Origin of the sequence: Chitinophaga sp. HK235, from assembly GCF_018255755.1 — a bacterium.
Classification (GTDB): Bacteria; Bacteroidota; Bacteroidia; order Chitinophagales; family Chitinophagaceae; genus Chitinophaga.
Window position 1 is genome coordinate 1782009 of record NZ_CP073766.1, and the last position, 17769, is coordinate 1799777.

Below are 17769 nucleotides of genomic sequence, written 5' to 3' on the forward strand. Positions count from 1 at the left end.
TCTGAATTTATTTCAGCGAAATCATAACAAGTGAAAACAAACAATCAGAAAAAGGCCGGCACTAATCCAACTCAGCAATCAGTACTTCCTTCCTTTCATATAATAGTTCTTTTTCTCCATAGAGGCGTTCGGCGATGATACCTCTGGCCTCACATTCCTTCACCAGTTTATTGGACTGTATGATGGGGTTGGATTCGTCGGTGTATTTGATACTGCTGATAAATTCGAGCCAGGGTTCCATACCCATGGCATATACGTAGGCCTCTTTAGGGTTGAAGATATTCACCAGCGCCATGCCTTTGGCACAGTCAGAACCGGCCAGCCTGCGGCTGCCATCCTGGTCGCGGGTGATCTTTTTGGTCAGCAGCGGTCCATACAGCCAGGTGAGCGGAGCACCATCACATTCCATACCCAGGAACATTACGTCCACATCACCAATTGCGCTATGGATATGTTTGTACAGGGCAGATTCCACAATCCTGGAATCGGCCAGGAACAACAGCTTAAAGCCACTGATCTCTACCAGGTAACAGGATTTGGTGAGGATATTGAGATCACTGTGTTCACCGGTAAAGGGCAGACCGGTGATAGTAGTGTCTACAAATTTAATGGTCTCCATTTCATCCACGGCTACCACATTGGTAAATCCGATATTATCAAACATCAGTTTCAGGTCCGGGTCTTCCAGTTTACCACTGTTGGTGCGGGGAACGATCAGGTTTTTGATTTTATGACGCAGCGGCAGTAATGTTTCAAACAGGATGTGGTCCTGGTGGTTGTGAGTGATCAGTACATAGTCGATCACATCTGGCAGGTCGGCATCAGAGAAATGTTCGATATCTGTTTCGTAGCCATAGTAGCTGATCAGCGGGTCTACCAGGATGCTTACATCTTTTGTTTCAACGAGTATGCAGGCATGTCCGAAGTAACGCATGCGGATTTTGTCGCCGGTATACTTTTTATAAGACGGTGGTGGTGTTTCTGTGAAGAGTGTTTCAAACAGTGGTTCCTGTTCAGGTGTGATGCCCAGGATCTGTTTGATTTCAGACAGTGGTCTTCCCGTTCTCTTCATGCGGCTTATTTCATCGATGCCGGGATGATCGAAGGGGATGTCGAGGTGCAGCACATCCGGTTCGTTGAGCCGTGGTGTGCTCAAGCAGAACGGACGGTGGTCGTTGTCGGTAATCCACAAGGCGATGCTCTGGGCACTTTTATTATAGAATTCGCTTCTGTACAGCAGCGATTCAAAGAAGCGGAAATCTGCGTTGTTGTTGCGATCGTAATACAGTTCCACGTAACCTTTCAGGATGTCCGGCACAAGACCATAAGCATTTTCCAGTCCGAAACCTTTACACTCTGCCAGCAGGATCTTGTCCAGTTCTTTCGCTGCGTTGGCAAATTCGATAACTCTTTTCTGGCGTTTCAGGATATCTTCTTTCAGGGCTTTTACCTCGTCTACCCTACCGCCGTTAAAGTCCATAAAGGGGCCTCCTTTCATCTTCGGATTTAGCACTGCTTCAGCATGAATAGCAGGATCGTCCAGATAAGAATCCATGATAGTCAGGTGGCGTGCAATGGTATTCATCGCTGCAGTGGCAGGCGATATCAGATGACTCCAGGCATACCACCGGTCATACAGCGGCTCCAGTACTACGTTAGGCTTGAGGTATACTTTTGTTTCGCTCATAATTGATATGATTTGTGATGAACAAGTAATTTCTTGGCGATGATTCCGACTATTTCGTACGGATATTTAAAGATGAAAAAGTGGTGACCAGGCATCCGTCTGAAGTCCACGGGCACGATGGTTTCCTTTTGCCAGAGCTGGATATCTTCCGGTTTCATCTCTTCCCTGGTGCCGGTAATAACGGTGATAGGTATATTTAAAGGAGAATTGGAAGCATGGGCATAGTTTTCCGAGACTTTAAAATCCGCTCTCAGAATCGGTTCTATAAAATCCAGTAATTCATCATTCTGAAGAATTTCATCCGGGCTTCCATTCAGGTTTCTGATTTCTTCGATGAATGATCTTTTATCGAGCAGATGTCTTTTTTTCTCTGTGCGCGACAGCGCCCCAGGGCCGGAAGTGCCGGTGATAAAGAGATGTAACGGAGGTGTTCTTCTTTTTTCAAGGATCTTCCGGGTGAGCAGGTAAGACATCAGCCCTCCCATACTATGGCCGTAGATGGCGTATGCAGACCTGTCGAGCTTATCGGCTATCTGCAGGTAAAGGTCATTCACGAGCTGGTTAACATCTTCTTTTAATGGTTCCCCCATACGTGTACCTCTGCCGGGGTACTCAAGCGGAATAATGTTTAAAAATGAAGGCAGGTGCTCTTCATACAACCGGTAAGAATACTTGCTCCCACCAGCAAAAGGCAGACAGAAAAGATTAATTTTCTCCATAGGATCAAATTTTCCACGCATGACAGCGTTTAGTTATAGACAAAATATTCCTGTTCCGGACCGCGTTCTCCGGTACCAGATTAATAAAAGTCCGCTTGCCTAAATCTTCCGCCATTTACGGAAGAATTTCCGCAAGTAATTCTTTGTTACGGGAAAGTACAGGCTGATAAATACCACGGGCAGAAGGGGGGCTCCATGCTGTGTTTAGGATGTGCCAGGGTTTTCCAATGTATGACCGAACAATTCAAAGGCTAAGCATTACAATGGCGAGGTAGCTTAAACTTATGCTGAAATTGAATCGAGATATTCACTAGATACCGCCACCAGAATATTCTTCTGCAACATATTGACTCTTACCAGGATTTTCTGTTGTCCCTTTATTTCTACCACCTCACAGATCAAACCACATAAAATCCCGTCTTTGATCATCAGTTGCTTTCCGGGTTGAAAGTAATCATCCGAGACCTCAATGTCCATATCACTTACCTGTTGTGTTACCAACCGGATACTGTGGATAACATCTTCTTTTACCTTGACCACCTCCTTTCCTGTTCTGACATAATAAAGTACGGCCTCCAGGCTGAGTACCTTATAGTAAGTTTCCAGATCCTCCAGATATATAAAGAGATAGGATGGAAACAAAGGTGAATCAATGTACTTTTTTCGATCCTTCCACACGCGAAGCATTCTGGCTGTCGGCAAAAAGTTAACAATGTCTAAAGCTGACAAAAAACCGGCAACTTTTTTTTCGTGTCGGGGCTTGGTATATACCACATACCAGCCAGTTATCTGAACGCTCATTTAGGGTATTTTCTAAAGGATACTTATTGTATAAAAAAAAGACATAGGCGATCCGTTAAGTCTATGTATCCATCCCCCCTGAAAAATGCATCCATTCTTCAGGAGCGAACAAAGCTGTCGCTATTGTGAATCCATATTCTTCACATCACTTGAAAAAAATAAAGTAGCTTATTGTTTAATGACTCATTTAAAGTTAACACATAGATCCAAATAGGTTGTTCAGAGAATTTTCCGGATAGTATTGGCTGTGCTCAACCCTTTGTTTTAGTCATTGAAAACATTAAAGGAAATTCGATTATTTGAGGGTCCGTTAACTACTTTTTTTATCGTTACATACAATAATTAACACTTCTATCGTCCTTATTAGCGATTCGAATTTAGCAAACATATTTTATTCAGCAAAAAAAATTATCAGGTCACGGTGAAGCCAGAACGAAAATAAAACCACCTCTACTGCTATGATAAATCAGCCGGAATCTGAATTCAGCAGCAGTAAACAGGAAGGACTGCATACCACACTGCATCGTAATCGCTGGCTGCCGTTAACAATCATTTAATACAAACAGCACACTTACAAACCTTTGACTATAAAAACCATTTTTTTCATTGTAGTAAAGCGATTTATCTTTAACTTTCCGCCCGTTGCTAAATCTTATGCATCCATACATTTGTGTCATAAGCCATGTAGAAACCGCATTGCCAACAACCGTGTTAAACCCTTTTGTATCATTCCAATATTTATCAATGACCACTCCCTCAACAACTGCTGCCGCCAACAAAAATACTGCAGCCAATCCGAAGCAGGCACTTCGTTTGTTTAAATACATGAAGCCCTACCGCATCTCTTTCGCTGCAGGCATGCTACTCCTGCTGATATCCAGTCTGGCCGGACTACTATTCCCCGACCTGCTGGGACGACTCGTCAATGCAGGCAAACAGCAGCCTGGATCAGAGCCCATCCATCTGATTGGCATTTATTTAATAGGAATCCTAATCATCCAATCTGCCAGCGCATTTTTCAGAACAATACTTTTTGTAAAGGTTTCAGAGAAATCACTGGCCTCCCTGCGACAGACCATCTACAATCATCTGATACAACTGCCGATGAATTTTTTCCTTCACCGGCGGGTGGGAGAGCTCAACAGCAGAATATCTGCAGACATCACACTGCTGCAGGAAACTTTCACCACTACCCTCGCAGAATTTATACGACAGCTGATCATCGTTGTTGGCGGCATCGCTTTCCTGATGCTGACCTCAGCACAACTCACGGTTTTTATGCTGGCCATCTTACCGGTGATGGTGATCATCGCAGTCATATTCGGACGCTTCATCCGGCACTTCTCTAAAAAGGTGCAGGATCAGGTAGCTGCTTCAGGTACCATTGTAGAAGAAACACTGCAAGGCATCTTCAGCGTAAAAGCCTTTGCCAATGAGTTTATGGAAATGGACCGTTACCGTGAAAAAACAGATGCAGCCGCCTCTATCGGTATCCAGAACGGAAAATACCGTGCAGCCCTCTCCTCTTTTGTGATACTGGGTATCTTCGGCGCCCTGGTGGCAGTCATCTGGAGAGGAGCTGTTATCGGCCTCGACAGCGGTCATCTGTTTTCATTTGTATTATACTCTCTTTTCATCGGCAGCTCCATCGGCGGCCTGGCAGACGTATATACCGCCCTGCAGAAAAGTTTCGGCGCCACAGAAAATCTGCTCGCCATCCTCGATGAACCCGCAGAGCCCCTGGCACCCGTAACCAGCATCGCCCCTGAACATGTCCTGCAGGGTAATATCCGTTTCAAAAACGTATCCTTCCGTTACCCCGGCCGGGAAGATGTGCCCGTACTCTCCGACATATCCTTCGATGCATGGGCCGATCAGAAAATAGCACTGATAGGACCCAGCGGTGCCGGCAAAAGCACCATCGTATCCTTACTGTTACGCATATACGATCCTACGAGCGGCCATATCTTCTTCGACAACGGAGAAAGTCATCAGTACCCATTATCAGCACTCCGCTCCCAGATCGCTACCGTACCACAGGACGTATTCCTCTTCGGCGGCACCATCGGCGAAAATATCGCCTATGGAAAACCCAATGCCACCGAAGAAGAAATCATCATGGCCGCCAAAAAAGCCAACGCCTGGGAATTTATCCAGCGGCTGCCACAAGGCCTCCAGACGATCGTAGGTGAACGCGGCCTTCAACTCTCCGGCGGACAACGCCAGCGCGTAGCCATCGCCAGAGCCGTTTTAAAAGAGCCCCGCATACTGATCCTCGACGAAGCTACTTCCGCTCTCGATGCCGAATCAGAAAGACTCGTACAGGATGCCCTCAACAAACTCATGGTAGGCCGTACCTCCATCGTCATCGCCCATCGCCTGTCTACCATCCGTCAGGCAGATAAAATCATCGTTATCGATAAAGGAACGATTGTAGAAGAAGGTACCCATGAAGAACTGATCAATAATCATTACGGGCTGTATAAAAACCTGTGTGAGATGCAGTTTATACAATAGGCGATAAACATATTTTACAATAGCAAAAGCCTGCAGATCATCCTGCAGGCTTTTTTATGCAAGCGCATTCACAACATCCGGACTATCCCTTTTCCAGCATGCGGACTACCCCACTGCGCCATTTTATCCCTATCTTCCCAGGGCTAAAGCCCTGGGCTATATTTGTTTGCATTTTTTTGACTTTTTTGACTTTTTTGACTTTTTTGACTTGTTAAAAGATAAACAGATGGTATTACTTGATAAAAATAACTATCATACATTGGTGGGATCTTTAAACGCGACTCCATTCAATACTTATTTTGCGCGCGCCGTTGTTGAACAAAAGATCGACGGGAAAGTGTATGTAGATAATACCGGAACCCCTCAGACATTTTATATCCTACACCCCTATGGGATGTCTTTATTGTTGGGGAAAAGCGATAATGAAGTGTTTAATCAACAATTCAGGGAGTATATTATCAATGCTGACAGCCCACGTGACAGGGATGAATGGATGCAGACATTTCCACATGACTGGAATCCGGTTCTGGGTGCATTATTCAGGGATGATCACCATAACCTTATCCCTGAAGTGGAACTGGACACCAGGGTTAATTTTAAATTCAACAAAGAGAAATACCTGGATTATAAAGCCGGTGAACAGGCAGATGTCAGGATACAAATTGCTCCTACCACAGAGACTGTTTTTGAGACCTTGCAGGGGGCTGTTATTCCGGCTAACTTCTGGAACAGTTCAGCTGAATTTGCGACTAACGGTGTAGGCTATAGTTTGTATTACGACAACAAGCTGGCATCCGTAGCTTTTGCAGCTTTCATTGAAAAAGGGGCGCTGGAACTGGGCATTGAAACCGTTGATCAATTCAGGGGAAAAGGGCTGGCACATAAAGTATGTTCCGCACTGATAGACTACTGCCTGGAAAAAGATCTTGAACCTATCTGGGCCTGCAAACTGAGTAATACCGGCTCCTTTAAACTGGCCCATAAACTGGGCTTTGAAGTTTCCAGAGAGTTGCCTTATTACAGGTTAAAATACGCCGCTAGATAAATTTGAGTTTTTCTTCTTCAATATCTATCTGGTGTAAAAATTTCCTGATAATGTCTTCATCAACATGCTCTGCTTCCTGGTTTTTATCCAGCAGCCACTGGCGCTGTTGATTTAAAATGTCCAGATATATATCCCTGCTTTCGGCAGGCAATGCGGGGTCTGTATCTTCCCGGGATTTTTCTTCCCACTTATCAGCCAGCTGTTGCAGGAAGATATGGTGGCCTCGCTGTTCGCTGTAATGTGTGTTAAGATGGTCAAGCGCACATTGGGCCAATCCTTTTCTGAGTATATATTCCGCGTCCTCCTCCGGCAGATAGTCATTAAAGGCGGGCAGCGGTATCTTTTTAATTAAATAGGGAAGTGTTAACCCCTGCAACAGCAAGGTGGTGAGTATCACAATAAAGGTAATAAAGAGGATAAGGTTTCTCTGTGGGAACGGCTCTCCATCCAATAATACAGGTATAGACAAAGCCGCGGCCAGCGATACCACGCCGCGCATACCTGTCCAGCCCAATAACAATGGTACTCGTAAGCCGGGATAGGTGGGATCCGCGACAGTAATAAAATTACGGGCAATCATAGTGACAATCACAGCACCGAAAGCAGCTATAACCCTCATGACAATCAGTACCACGGTTACTAATAAACCATAACCAACAGCAGCTGAAAAACTGATGCCCTCCTGTTTCAGCCCGGCTGTAATTTCCGGCAGGTCCAGCCCTATCAGCAAAAAGACAATACCATTCAATACAAATACAATACTCTCCCAAACATTCACCCCGCGCAAACGGGAGGTAGCCTTTAAAAAATGATGCCTCCGGTGAGACAGCAGCAATCCTCCGCTCACTACGGCCAGCACACCGGAACTATGCACTTCTTCAGCTGCCATATACATCACATAAGGCGTTATGAAAGTGAGTATAATGTCCATATTGGCATCGGTGGGCAACCGTTTGTGAATATTCATAAATATCCATCCTACTATCAAACCGATACCCACGCCTCCCAATAACATCCAACCAAAACTCAGCGCCGCCTCGTACCAGATAAACTGCCCGGTTGCTACCGCTATCATGGCAAAACGAAAAATAATCAATGCAGAAGCATCATTCAGCAAACTCTCCCCTTCCAGTATAGAAGACATACGTTTGGGTACTTTCACAAACCTCAAAATAGCACCCGCACTAACAGCATCTGGCGGAGATACAATACCACCCAACAGAAAACCCAATGCCAGCGAAAAGCCGGGGATATAGGTGTTGGCCACAAACGCCACCGACAAGGCTGTCAGGAAAACCACCACAAAGGCAAAGCTGCTGATGATACGCCGCCAGCGCCATAGTTCTTTCCAGGAAATAGCCCAGGCAGCTTCATACAACAACGGCGGTAAAAAGATGATGAATATTAATGAGGGGTTAATACGCATCACAGGGATGCCAGGTATAAAACTGATCAGCAATCCGGCCCCCACCAGCAGCACCGGATAGGCCACCTTTATTCTGTTGGCCAGCATTATCAGCAATATGATCACTAAAATCAGGGTTATGTAAAAAGGAAAGTGCTCGATCATTCTGGTTGAATTTATGTGCGTAGTGCGTGAAGGAAAACACGCGAAATAGGGTTGGGGTTTTCACCTTGATAAAATAATTGGGACCTACACTGGATTCCAAAGCAAAGCGTGAAGAACCTGTATCCCTTTACTATAAAGGAATACAGGCCATATTATATCCATTTTAACCGGACAACAATGCTTTAAAATCAGTCTAATCCTGAGTAAGACAAAATTCAACTCCGGTCCACCAGCTGGTTCATGGAGTCATTGTACCGTTCGCCGGTGTTGGGGAATTTCTTCAGCAGGTCTTCGAGGTTTTGCAGATCGGTAGGCGTTAGTTGTATGTCTACCGCGCCGGCGTTGTCCAGGAGGTATTTGCGCCTTTTGGTGCCGGGGATGGGGATGATGTTTTCTCCCTGTGCCAGCACCCAGGCCAGGGCCAGCTGGGCGGGTGTGCAGTTTTTGCCGGCGGCCAGTTCTGCGAAAGCGGCTGCGAGCCGCCTGTTGTTTTCGGCGTGTTCGCCCTGGTAACGGGGCAGTAATTTCCTGAAATCGTTATCTGCGAGCTTGCTGATGTCGAGGTCGTTGGTAACGAGGCCCCTGGCAAGCGGACTGAATGGCACAAACGAAATGCCCAGTTCCTTGCAGGTGGGCAGAATATCCTTTTCCACATCGCGGGTGAGCAGGGAGTATTCGCTTTGCAACGCACTGATGGGATGCACGGCATGCGCCTTGCGCAACGAATTGGCAGAGGCTTCCGACAGGCCCAGGTAGCGCACTTTCCCTTCTTTTACCAGCTCCGCCATAGCACCCACCATTTCTTCTACCGGTACATTCGGATCTATGCGGTGGGCATAGTATAAATCGATCACCTCTGTTTGCAGGCGTTTTAAGCTGGCTTCCACCGCCTTTCTCATATAAGTGGGAGAACCATTGAACTGCATCACGCCATCTGAAGGGTTGGCGGTAAACCCGAATTTGGTGGCAATGAAAATTTTATTGCGGTGGGGTTTCAGCACTTTCGCTACGAGCTCTTCATTTTTACCGGCTGCATATACATCTGCTGTGTCCCAGAAGTTGATACCAATTTCCAGCGCCTTTTCCAGGGTGGCGATGGATTCCACATCGTCGGGAACGCCATAGGCATGGCTCATACCCATACAGCCCAATCCAAGGGCCGACAACTGAACGTTTGTAGTTCCTAATGTTCTGTACTTCATAATATATTTTTTCCGTTTATTAATCCGATCCCGCAAAGGTAGCCGGGCAGCACCGTTGCAAATTGTAAAAACAACAGTATTAATTGTGCATTTCAAAGAAGATATTAAAGATACTTATTCTGCCTGATAGCAGTATCAATCGTAATTCTAAAGCCTGATATGACGGCCTGTTACCGCAACCGGCCTCTCTAACGGAGACGTATACACCGGTAAAGGAACTGGGATTTAACACCAACCCATAAATATTAAAAAACAAAACCATACAAAAACATATAATCCTCATCAACCTAAAAAATTTCTTCCCTCTCCTGTGATTTTTGCCTTTCGGCTGCGTATCATATATTGTAAGCATACAGCATGAGCACATCAAAAGAACAGGAAGCATTTATCCGGCTAATGGCGGGCACTCAGGGAATCATCCTTAAGATCTGCTATGCCTACTGCTACAATAAAGCTGACCGGGAAGACCTGGCGCAGGAAATTGTTCTTACGCTATGGAAGGGCTTTCCCAAATATGACCCGGCCTGTAAATTTTCCACCTGGATGTACCGGGTTGCCATCAACGTTGCCATCACGTACTACCGGAACCGGATTAAAAATAAGGGGACAATTCCGTTTGAAGAGCGTTATCTGGAAATTGAAGACACCCGTCCGGATACCATGGAAACGGAAGCCGCCACCAATAAGCTGCAAAAACATATTGCCCTGCTGCCGGACCTTGAAAGGGCCCTGGTCATCCTTTATTTTGAAAAGAAAAGTTACCGGGAGATCGCCGAAATCATGGGACTGACAGAAACGAACGTAGCCACCAAAATCAGCAGGATCAAGGAAAAGCTGAAAAAGAACATACTGAGTGACCCGGGCTGATATTAATAATATAACTGATTAAAAATACAGGATATGGAAGACATAAAATTAGAAAACCTCTGGAACGATTTCAACCGGAAAGTTGAAGAGGCCAGCATATTGAATATGCAGGCCTGGATGGTTAATCTGGAAACCTTCACGCACCTGCAGCAGTTTAAAGTAAAAACCATACTCAACTCAATAGCCCGGTTTAAAATATGGGCGGTATTGCTGGGCATCATTCTCGTATTACTGCTGGGTTTCCTCGTATACGCCGATCACCTGCGCAATCCGTTTTTCACCATTTCGATGGGCATGATCATGATCTTCACCATCATTGCCATTATCGTTTATCTGCGCCAGGTAATACAAATCCGCCGTATCGATTTGGGCAGCAGCGTCACCGATACGCTACAACGGCTCTCCGCCCTGCAGGCATCCACGATTCATATTTACAGGGTATCATTCCTGCAGATGCCATTTTATTGTACCTGGTTCTGGACACCGGCCTGGATACATGATAAAGCAGGCGCTTTCTGGTTGACAGCCTTTCCCGTCACCCTCGGCTTTACCCTCTTGTCCATCTGGCTCTTCCGGAATATCACGCCGCAGAATATGGAGAAAAAATGGTTCCGCATCCTCTTTGGCAGCAAGGAATGGACCTACATTATCAAAGCCGCCCACGAGGTAGAAGAGATAGAGCGCTTTAAAAACAAATAAGCCACAACCCGCCCCCGAAGCTCTTTGAATGATGGAAGAAACCTGGCCGTAAAAGGAGTATGATGCGCCAAGCGCACTGACAATCAATATGTGAGAACAGAAAAATACACTTTCAATTTCAATAAATTCACTATCTTACTCCGTTAAAGCATTTCTTACACCTGCGTTGATTTTTTTACCGGATTGAAAAACCTTTAGCCGGATTATCCTGGCATGTTGTAATAAGAGAAAGGCCTTTAAACCTATAAACCCTTTGGTAGTAAAATGAAAAGTGATATTAACGCTGGCTTCCTATTGATAAAAACCATGCTATTGAAACCCATACTGGCCGGTACTACTGAAAATGCGGAAGATGTCGAAAAAAGATCCACTATCGTCTTAAATTTAATGGCAGTAGTGCTGATTATTTTGGTAGCGAGTGTGGGCGTTTATTTCTATTTTCTCAAACCATCTGCTCTTTTTCTGATTGGGGTGCCAATAGAAACGCTTTGTTTTCTGAGCGTAATTTTCCTCAACAGGTCCAAACAGTATTATAATGCCAATTTATTGATGCTGGTGACCAATGCCATTTTCATCGGATACTGGTCAACTGTGCTGGGGCCGGCTATTTCACTCGAACTGCTGCTGGCATTTATTACAGTGATCACCTTTTACCTCGCTTCTGCATTCATACTGTATAAAAAAAGTAAGATATTACTGCTTTGTATTGCCGGATGCCTGGGAGTTGGCGCCTATATGATCCTCAACTCCTACTACAATTTTGTAGCTCCGCTGGATTTGAACAGAAATATTACCATCATCATGCGCTGGTCTACCAGTATTGTACTGCTCATATTTATACTGGGACTGCTCATGAGCTATACCACACAAATTAACAGCCTGTTACACGAAGCCAGGCGCCTGAAAGCCATCAGCGACCGTAAAAGCGTCTTTCTTCAGGATACCTTCCACGAAGTCCGCACCCCTATCAATGCCGTATTCTCCATCGCCCAGCTGCTGAAACTGGATAAACAGCCTGCACAAAACGAAGACCTGTACAATAGTTTATACGATAGTTGTTACATCACCCGCAATATCATCAACAATGTACTGGAAATGTCCCGCATAGAATCCGGTAAATTCTATACGGTCAAAAAAGAAAACATTTCATTCGGAAACTGCCTGAAACGTTGTGTGGCCGCCAATGGCTATATCGCCTCCTCCCGGGGCATCCGGATCAACCATACCATTTCACCACTGCTTCACCATAATCCGATCTATAGTGATGAACTGATCCTGACGAAGATCTTAAACAATCTTTTGGGTAATGCTGTCAAGTTCTCCAAAGGAGAAAGCGAAATACAGGTGGATTGCACTGCAGAAAACAATGTCCTTATCATAAAAGTTACCAATGAAGGTGTGATAGACCCCAATATCACGGACAAGCTCTTTGACCGGTTTGTCACTGAAAACAAGAACGGCACCGGAACCGGTTTAGGGCTGGCCATTACCAAAAATCTGGCCCAGCACCTGGGAGGTCAGGTAGCCCTTATCCCTGATAGTGCAAGAGCAGGGCAAGTAACGATTGTGTGTGAGCTGCCCTATGAGCCCGCGATAGCCTGCAAACAAAATACGCCGGGCACCCAATTGCGCCGAAACACCTTTTATGGTGCCAGGGTACTGTTAGTGGAAGATGATCTTTTAGGCGCATCGCTTCTACAAAAATTCTTAAAGGGATTAGGCATAAACCCCGTTATCTGCACCAATGGAGCAACAGTCATTGATAAAATCAGGGCAGAAAAACCTCATGTGATCATTTCGGACCTGAGCATGGAAGGCTTCCATGGCGCAGCACTGGTGAAGTTTGTAAAAAGCGATCCTGAATTAAAAAGCATCCCCATTCTGATTATCAGCGGGGACGCCTTTTCTAAGGAGGAAATTTTAAAAACCGGCGCTGCCGGCTTTTTACTTAAACCCGTTCATTTCGATGATTTATATATGGCACTGGCTCCTCTCCTTCCCAATCATACGCTGTCATGAGGCATAACGGCCTGTGTCCATTACAGCCCAGTCATCGTAACCACGTACAATTCTACATAAGCCGGATAGGTAATCGTTCAGTTGCCGGTTGACAGTCTCACTCCAAAAAGGCAACCGGTCCCGGCATTGTTCAAATGTCCGGAGATACCGGGCATGCTCCTGCTCCACAAATGTATTAGCCTCCTGAAGGCTGATTCCCTTTTCCCGCCGGGCAATCAGGATCAGGTTAAATCCTTTCTCTTCCATATCGTCTTCCCGCGCAACGGAATGCTGGTCGTTGCTGAGGCAACCGCACATGTTCATACACAGCTCCATCTCTCTGACTACAGGGTGGTCGTATACTTCATCCGGAAGTGCTGAACTGTTGAAAATATCCACCAGTGGGAACATGATGTAAAAACCGGTATAGGGCCGCTCTTTATAGTACTTTTCAATATCGGGTTTCCTGCCGGACAGCTGCGTCTCAATTTCGAACTGGCATTCTTTGATATAGTCAATCATATGTTCGCAGAACCGTTTAAACAAAAAGGGTTTGTTCATAGCCTTTAAACGGCTGACAATATCCACCAGGGCCAGCTCCAGTTTCCCATCGCCATCGTATGGCTGGTTGTTTAATATTCCGATGAAGCCTTCCAGTTGCAGGCGCATATGATGGGCGGCTGTTTTATCTGTAGAGCCCCGGTCGGAAGTATCGTCGAGGGTAAACAGCCAGGTCAACAGCTGTCCTGCCAGCGTCACCTGATCGAGTGTAGCCTGCGGATACTCCCTTGCAGCCTGAAAGCCAAAGCGGGCTTTCGTATACCATGCCACCGGCTTAAAATCGGGGGCCAGCCTGAATTCCCGGGCCCAGATAAGTGTATTGTCCTGAACCTGATTGTAAAATGGGCTGATCTGGGAATCGCCTGGTATCGTTACGCAGGCCTGTGTAACATTTTCCATGAGTAGAGGAATTTAAAAATGAGGGATTTAGTAAGCATAAAAAAGGAAGCATCAGTAAGGTATAACGCAGAGGGATATACGAGCAATAATTGTTTGTGACCATCAAATTCTTTTGTATAGTGTATCCTCTAATCCGCCGGATTTTACATACTCACCTGACCGCCTCCGGAAAGACAATCTAAACATCAGAGACATAGGGATGACCGGTTTTGCCGCAAAAATGCGCATTTTATTTAATAAAAAAGCCTTCAAAGCGGGTAGCTTGAAGGCTTTTTTATTTTATGGGCCCATCCGGCCCTTTATAATAGTGGAACTTTAGCAGGGGTGATTCATAAGGACAGGTTTCCTAAAAAGTTTATTTTTCTGAGTGCTGCTGCAACCAGTTTAATCTCCGCAGGTCTGGCAGGTGCTGAACGGTGAATTTTTCAAATTTCGCCTGGAATCCTTTACCATCAGGAGAAGCAGCCATCAGCCCTACCATTACCGGACGATTATCTTTGAGCGGAGCATTCCGTGTCATAACATAATTTTTGTCGTCATAGGAATAATAGATCTCAACCGCATCCAGTCTTCTGATGGCCTTAATCCAGATGAACGGAGGTGTTTTATCCAGCGGTAATACGCTCCAGTCGCTGGTTTGGTGCGTAACCACTGTGCTCACATTAAATTTACCATCATAAAACTCCACGCCGGTTTTGATGTAATTTTCGTGGTCAATTCTGATCATTAAGCCCATCTGGTCGAATCTTGCTTTATAATCTCCTGTCAGCTTGACTTTCACCTCAAATTCACCACCATAGGTAGCATAATAAAACGGGGCATCATCTACCGTGAAACCATAATGCGATATGCGCCAGTAATCCGTTTGGGGTGTAACAAACATGGATAAAGCATTCTCTTTTATTTCCCATTTCGCGGGTTCATTAAACCACTGCATTTTCTCCAGACTCTGGGCAGAAAGTGATTGCAGCACAGACATCATCAATACACTTAAAATAATCTTCTTCATATCAAAATAGCATTTAACTTTTACGCAGTATTGTTGGTCTTTCAGAGAATAACCATATAAAACCAATACCTTTGCAAAGGTAAATCCCTAATAATGAATGCACAATGGTTAAAAATAACCATATCAATACATTATGAATATTCTACATGCACTTAATAACAATTTACTCCGGCAAACATTTGGCAACAGCAATGCGTCCGTAAAACTTTCCAATTTCCAGCTGATTGCGCAGCTATATGCACAGGTAGAAAATTCCATCAGTGTTTTAAGTGATCTGAAAGCCAACAAAAGTTATATCTACACCGGCGGAGCAGCATCAGCGCTGGGTATTGTTCATAAAGAAGATTCCAGGGAGATAACATCGATTTGGGAAGAGGATATTCTGAAGAAAATACGGGAAACAGACCTGCTCGGGAAATACGCGCTGGAGCTGCGTTTCTTCCATTTATTAAAAAGTCTTCCTGTTGCTGAAAGATCAGACTATCAGGTGATCAGCACACTGCACATGCAGGACAAACATAAAAAATATGTTCCTGTTCAGCATCGGATGTTTTATATACAAAGCACGGAAGATGGTAGTATCTGGCTGGCGCTATGCCTCTACAATCTTTCTCCCGACCCCCATCATACCGGCACTTACCAGGGTTCTATTATCAATACGCGAACAGGTAAAGTAATAAGTCCTGATGAATACCGGTTGAATAATATCCTCACAGAACGGGAAAAAGATGTACTGTTACTCATCAAAAATGGGAAAAGAAGTAAGGACATAGCTGCATCACTTTCTATCAGTGTGAATACTGTACATCGTCACCGGCAGAACATTCTCGAAAAACTGCATGTCACTAATTCAATGGAAGCCTGCAGGATGGCAGAATCGATAAAGCTGATTTAACCCTCACAATCACATCGAATAAAACGCTTTACCAGCAACATTAAAACGAGATTAAAACAAACTTAAATTCCGCTTAAATTAAACAGCAACATAGTTCGGACTACTGCTATTCCACTACTGGAAAAAATGAGTGCACGTTTTTAAAATATTTTTTTCAATTAACAGAAAGCTGTAATATTGGCAAGCAGTCACAATATAATTCCAAACGTCGAGCCATAATCTCTTAGCAAATCTGAATAACCCACATAAAAATTTAGAGCACTGGAAAGCCCTTTCTATTCATTAACCCGGCCTCAGAGGATACATATACGGCAATCATAAGGATGGCCTTATTTGTTGGCGAGTAACCCAAGCTTTCCTTTTTTATTTTACGTATAAACTTCAACGTTAGCTATCAAAATAGCTATAGTATAACGTATTTTTTCATGCAGGCACTATAACAATCTGAAAATCTAACATCCAAAATCGCAACCAATGAAAAATCAAGCACTTCTGTTTCTGATCTGTCTCGTGACAGCATCGTTCATTACTTCATGCCGGAAAGACAACAAACAAGACAACAACGAAAAAGCCGCCATCTCCAATGATGTACTGGCACAGATCAAGGCTAAAGGATTCAGTACGCAGCACGTACACCCCGTAAATGGAGGTTATTTGGTAGAAGGAGATATCTTCCTTAGCACCAGTGATCTCAGCAAAAAAGCAACCCATAATAAAGTAAGAGTTGCCAAATCCGAACAGTATTCTACCAACAACCTGGTAAGTGCACTTCCCCGTACAATCACCGTAAGGGTGGTTAGTCTCGGAAGCGCCTTTGTACAGGGCACAGACCTGGCTATCCAGCGTTACAACGCATTAAACCTTCGTATCAAATTCCGCCGTATTACCAGCGGCACTGCAGACATTACCATCCAGGGCTTCAATGAAGGGCCCAGCGGCGGTTATATCACCCTGGGATCATCCGGTTTCCCTACAGATTTCGGAGACCCTTTCAATCTGATACAGATGAACACCAATCCTTACGCATATGGCAGCAACCCCAATGTTCAGTATGTAGGTTCTGTTCTTCAGCATGAAATAGGCCACTGCATTGGTATGCGCCATACCGACTATATGGACCGTTCTTATAGCTGCGGTGGTGATCCGGTAGACGAAGGTGATGGTGGCGTAGGCGCTGTGTATATCCCAGGCACACCCAGCGATCCTGATGCAGACTCCTGGATGCTGTCCTGCTCCAATGGTGGCAACCGTACCTTTAATTACAATGACATCATTGCATTAAACTACCTCTATCAATAAACTCCGCAGGCATGCATGAAAAAAAAGAAAGGTTACACCGCCTTATTGGGCCGGTGTAACCTTTTGCATGGATGATCTCTTTGTGGTGTACAGATAGTAAGGCCCTACCGTCAGGCAGATCAGCACAGCTGTCAGATGAGGATACAGATGACTGCTCTGGTGATGGGCATCATTTAATACAATCAGAAAATCAGTGATGGGGATAATACCCATACATAACATCAACCAACCCAGACTTCTGAATTCCTTGTTCAGCAATAGTGCCAGGATAAGTATGCCGGTTGCCATATCACGGATACCTTTGATATAACAAAAAGCAAAGTTGCTACTGAGTCCTGTCTGAATGCCGAAGCCGGCCTCTGCACGAAGCGGTGTAAGGAAGAAACGTACTCCGATAAAGATCAGCAGTAATCCTGTGGCCAAGGAGGCGATGTAGGCGGTTTTTTGTGACATTGTTTTCATGGCTTTATGTGTTTTTATCTGATGACAACACAAAGCTAA

Annotated in this window: 15 protein-coding genes; 7 read left to right on the plus strand and 8 right to left on the minus strand. The window is 44.9% G+C overall.

Going from position 1 to position 17769, the window contains the following annotated elements; all coding sequences use genetic code 11:
- Positions 1-61: 61 nt before the first annotated feature.
- The 3 genes from KD145_RS05595 to KD145_RS05605 form a co-directional block, all read right to left on the minus strand.
- On the minus strand, positions 62-1687 hold the full coding sequence (locus tag KD145_RS05595; RefSeq protein ID WP_212004921.1) for an MBL fold metallo-hydrolase: 1626 nt from the start codon (positions 1685-1687) through the stop codon (positions 62-64).
- A complete protein-coding gene (locus KD145_RS05600; protein ID WP_212004922.1) occupies positions 1684-2406 on the minus strand; it encodes a thioesterase II family protein in 723 nt (240 codons plus the stop codon). Before KD145_RS05600 ends, KD145_RS05595 begins: the two co-directional genes overlap by 4 nt.
- A gap of 282 nt (positions 2407-2688) precedes the next feature.
- Complete coding sequence (locus KD145_RS05605) at positions 2689-3207, minus strand: UpxY family transcription antiterminator (RefSeq protein ID WP_212004923.1); 519 nt, start codon at positions 3205-3207, stop codon at positions 2689-2691.
- Positions 3208-3951: 744 nt separating this feature from the next.
- Between KD145_RS05605 and KD145_RS05610 the strand changes: the two genes are divergently transcribed.
- A complete protein-coding gene (locus KD145_RS05610) occupies positions 3952-5724 on the plus strand; it encodes an ABC transporter ATP-binding protein (RefSeq protein WP_212004924.1) in 1773 nt (590 codons plus the stop codon).
- A 226-nt stretch (positions 5725-5950) separates the two neighbouring features.
- Positions 5951-6769 carry a GNAT family N-acetyltransferase gene (locus tag KD145_RS05615; RefSeq protein WP_212004925.1) on the plus strand — a complete coding sequence of 273 codons (819 nt, stop codon included), beginning with the start codon at positions 5951-5953 and terminating at the stop codon, positions 6767-6769.
- Here the strand turns inward: KD145_RS05615 and KD145_RS05620 are convergent.
- Both KD145_RS05620 and KD145_RS05625 read right to left on the minus strand, forming a co-directional pair.
- Positions 6762-8339, minus strand: coding sequence for a Na+/H+ antiporter (locus KD145_RS05620; RefSeq protein ID WP_212004926.1), 1578 nt, complete (start codon positions 8337-8339; stop codon positions 6762-6764). The genes KD145_RS05615 and KD145_RS05620 overlap by 8 nt on opposite strands.
- A 215-nt stretch (positions 8340-8554) precedes the next feature.
- Positions 8555-9541, minus strand: coding sequence for an aldo/keto reductase (locus KD145_RS05625; protein WP_212004927.1), 987 nt, complete (start codon positions 9539-9541; stop codon positions 8555-8557).
- Positions 9542-9898: 357 nt separating this feature from the next.
- On the opposite strand from KD145_RS05625, the gene KD145_RS05630 reads away from it, so the two are divergent.
- From KD145_RS05630 to KD145_RS05640, 3 genes are all read left to right on the plus strand, one after another.
- A complete protein-coding gene (locus KD145_RS05630) occupies positions 9899-10408 on the plus strand; it encodes an RNA polymerase sigma factor (protein WP_212004928.1) in 510 nt (169 codons plus the stop codon).
- Positions 10409-10441: 33 nt separating this feature from the next.
- Complete coding sequence (locus KD145_RS05635; RefSeq protein WP_212004929.1) at positions 10442-11107, plus strand: hypothetical protein; 666 nt, start codon at positions 10442-10444, stop codon at positions 11105-11107.
- 264 nt (positions 11108-11371) lie between these two features.
- Positions 11372-13126 carry a hybrid sensor histidine kinase/response regulator gene (locus KD145_RS05640; RefSeq protein ID WP_212004930.1) on the plus strand — a complete coding sequence of 585 codons (1755 nt, stop codon included), beginning with the start codon at positions 11372-11374 and terminating at the stop codon, positions 13124-13126.
- Here the strand turns inward: KD145_RS05640 and KD145_RS05645 are convergent.
- Both KD145_RS05645 and KD145_RS05650 read right to left on the minus strand, forming a co-directional pair.
- Positions 13121-14065, minus strand: a complete 945-nt coding sequence (locus KD145_RS05645; RefSeq protein WP_212004931.1) for a hypothetical protein — start codon at positions 14063-14065, stop codon at positions 13121-13123. The genes KD145_RS05640 and KD145_RS05645 overlap by 6 nt on opposite strands.
- A gap of 355 nt (positions 14066-14420) precedes the next feature.
- Positions 14421-15074, minus strand: a complete 654-nt coding sequence (locus tag KD145_RS05650; RefSeq protein ID WP_212004932.1) for a DUF1349 domain-containing protein — start codon at positions 15072-15074, stop codon at positions 14421-14423.
- Between the two features lie 133 nt (positions 15075-15207).
- Here KD145_RS05650 and KD145_RS05655 point away from each other — a divergent pair, with 133 nt between their 5' ends.
- Both KD145_RS05655 and KD145_RS05660 read left to right on the plus strand, forming a co-directional pair.
- Positions 15208-15969 carry a response regulator transcription factor gene (locus tag KD145_RS05655; protein WP_212004933.1) on the plus strand — a complete coding sequence of 254 codons (762 nt, stop codon included), beginning with the start codon at positions 15208-15210 and terminating at the stop codon, positions 15967-15969.
- A gap of 474 nt (positions 15970-16443) precedes the next feature.
- A complete protein-coding gene (locus KD145_RS05660) occupies positions 16444-17268 on the plus strand; it encodes a M57 family metalloprotease (protein ID WP_212004934.1) in 825 nt (274 codons plus the stop codon).
- A 42-nt stretch (positions 17269-17310) separates the two neighbouring features.
- Here the strand turns inward: KD145_RS05660 and KD145_RS05665 are convergent, their stop codons facing one another.
- A complete protein-coding gene (locus KD145_RS05665; protein ID WP_212004935.1) occupies positions 17311-17730 on the minus strand; it encodes a DUF4267 domain-containing protein in 420 nt (139 codons plus the stop codon).
- Positions 17731-17769 lie beyond the last annotated feature (39 nt).

Excerpts from the sequence above, each read along its gene's own strand:
- KD145_RS05595 (WP_212004921.1), bottom strand. The coding sequence starts at position 1,687 with ATGAGCGAAACAAAAGTATACCTCAAGCCTAACGTAGTACTGGAGCCG.
- KD145_RS05600 (WP_212004922.1), bottom strand. The coding sequence starts at position 2,406 with ATGGAGAAAATTAATCTTTTCTGTCTGCCTTTTGCTGGTGGGAGCAAG.
- KD145_RS05605 (WP_212004923.1), bottom strand. The coding sequence starts at position 3,207 with ATGAGCGTTCAGATAACTGGCTGGTATGTGGTATATACCAAGCCCCGA.
- KD145_RS05610 (WP_212004924.1), top strand. The coding sequence starts at position 3,952 with ATGACCACTCCCTCAACAACTGCTGCCGCCAACAAAAATACTGCAGCC.
- KD145_RS05615 (WP_212004925.1), top strand. The coding sequence starts at position 5,951 with ATGGTATTACTTGATAAAAATAACTATCATACATTGGTGGGATCTTTA.
- KD145_RS05620 (WP_212004926.1), bottom strand. The coding sequence starts at position 8,339 with ATGATCGAGCACTTTCCTTTTTACATAACCCTGATTTTAGTGATCATA.
- KD145_RS05625 (WP_212004927.1), bottom strand. The coding sequence starts at position 9,541 with ATGAAGTACAGAACATTAGGAACTACAAACGTTCAGTTGTCGGCCCTT.
- KD145_RS05630 (WP_212004928.1), top strand. The coding sequence starts at position 9,899 with ATGAGCACATCAAAAGAACAGGAAGCATTTATCCGGCTAATGGCGGGC.
- KD145_RS05635 (WP_212004929.1), top strand. The coding sequence starts at position 10,442 with ATGGAAGACATAAAATTAGAAAACCTCTGGAACGATTTCAACCGGAAA.
- KD145_RS05640 (WP_212004930.1), top strand. The coding sequence starts at position 11,372 with ATGAAAAGTGATATTAACGCTGGCTTCCTATTGATAAAAACCATGCTA.
- KD145_RS05645 (WP_212004931.1), bottom strand. The coding sequence starts at position 14,065 with ATGGAAAATGTTACACAGGCCTGCGTAACGATACCAGGCGATTCCCAG.
- KD145_RS05650 (WP_212004932.1), bottom strand. The coding sequence starts at position 15,074 with ATGAAGAAGATTATTTTAAGTGTATTGATGATGTCTGTGCTGCAATCA.
- KD145_RS05655 (WP_212004933.1), top strand. The coding sequence starts at position 15,208 with ATGAATATTCTACATGCACTTAATAACAATTTACTCCGGCAAACATTT.
- KD145_RS05660 (WP_212004934.1), top strand. The coding sequence starts at position 16,444 with ATGAAAAATCAAGCACTTCTGTTTCTGATCTGTCTCGTGACAGCATCG.
- KD145_RS05665 (WP_212004935.1), bottom strand. The coding sequence starts at position 17,730 with ATGAAAACAATGTCACAAAAAACCGCCTACATCGCCTCCTTGGCCACA.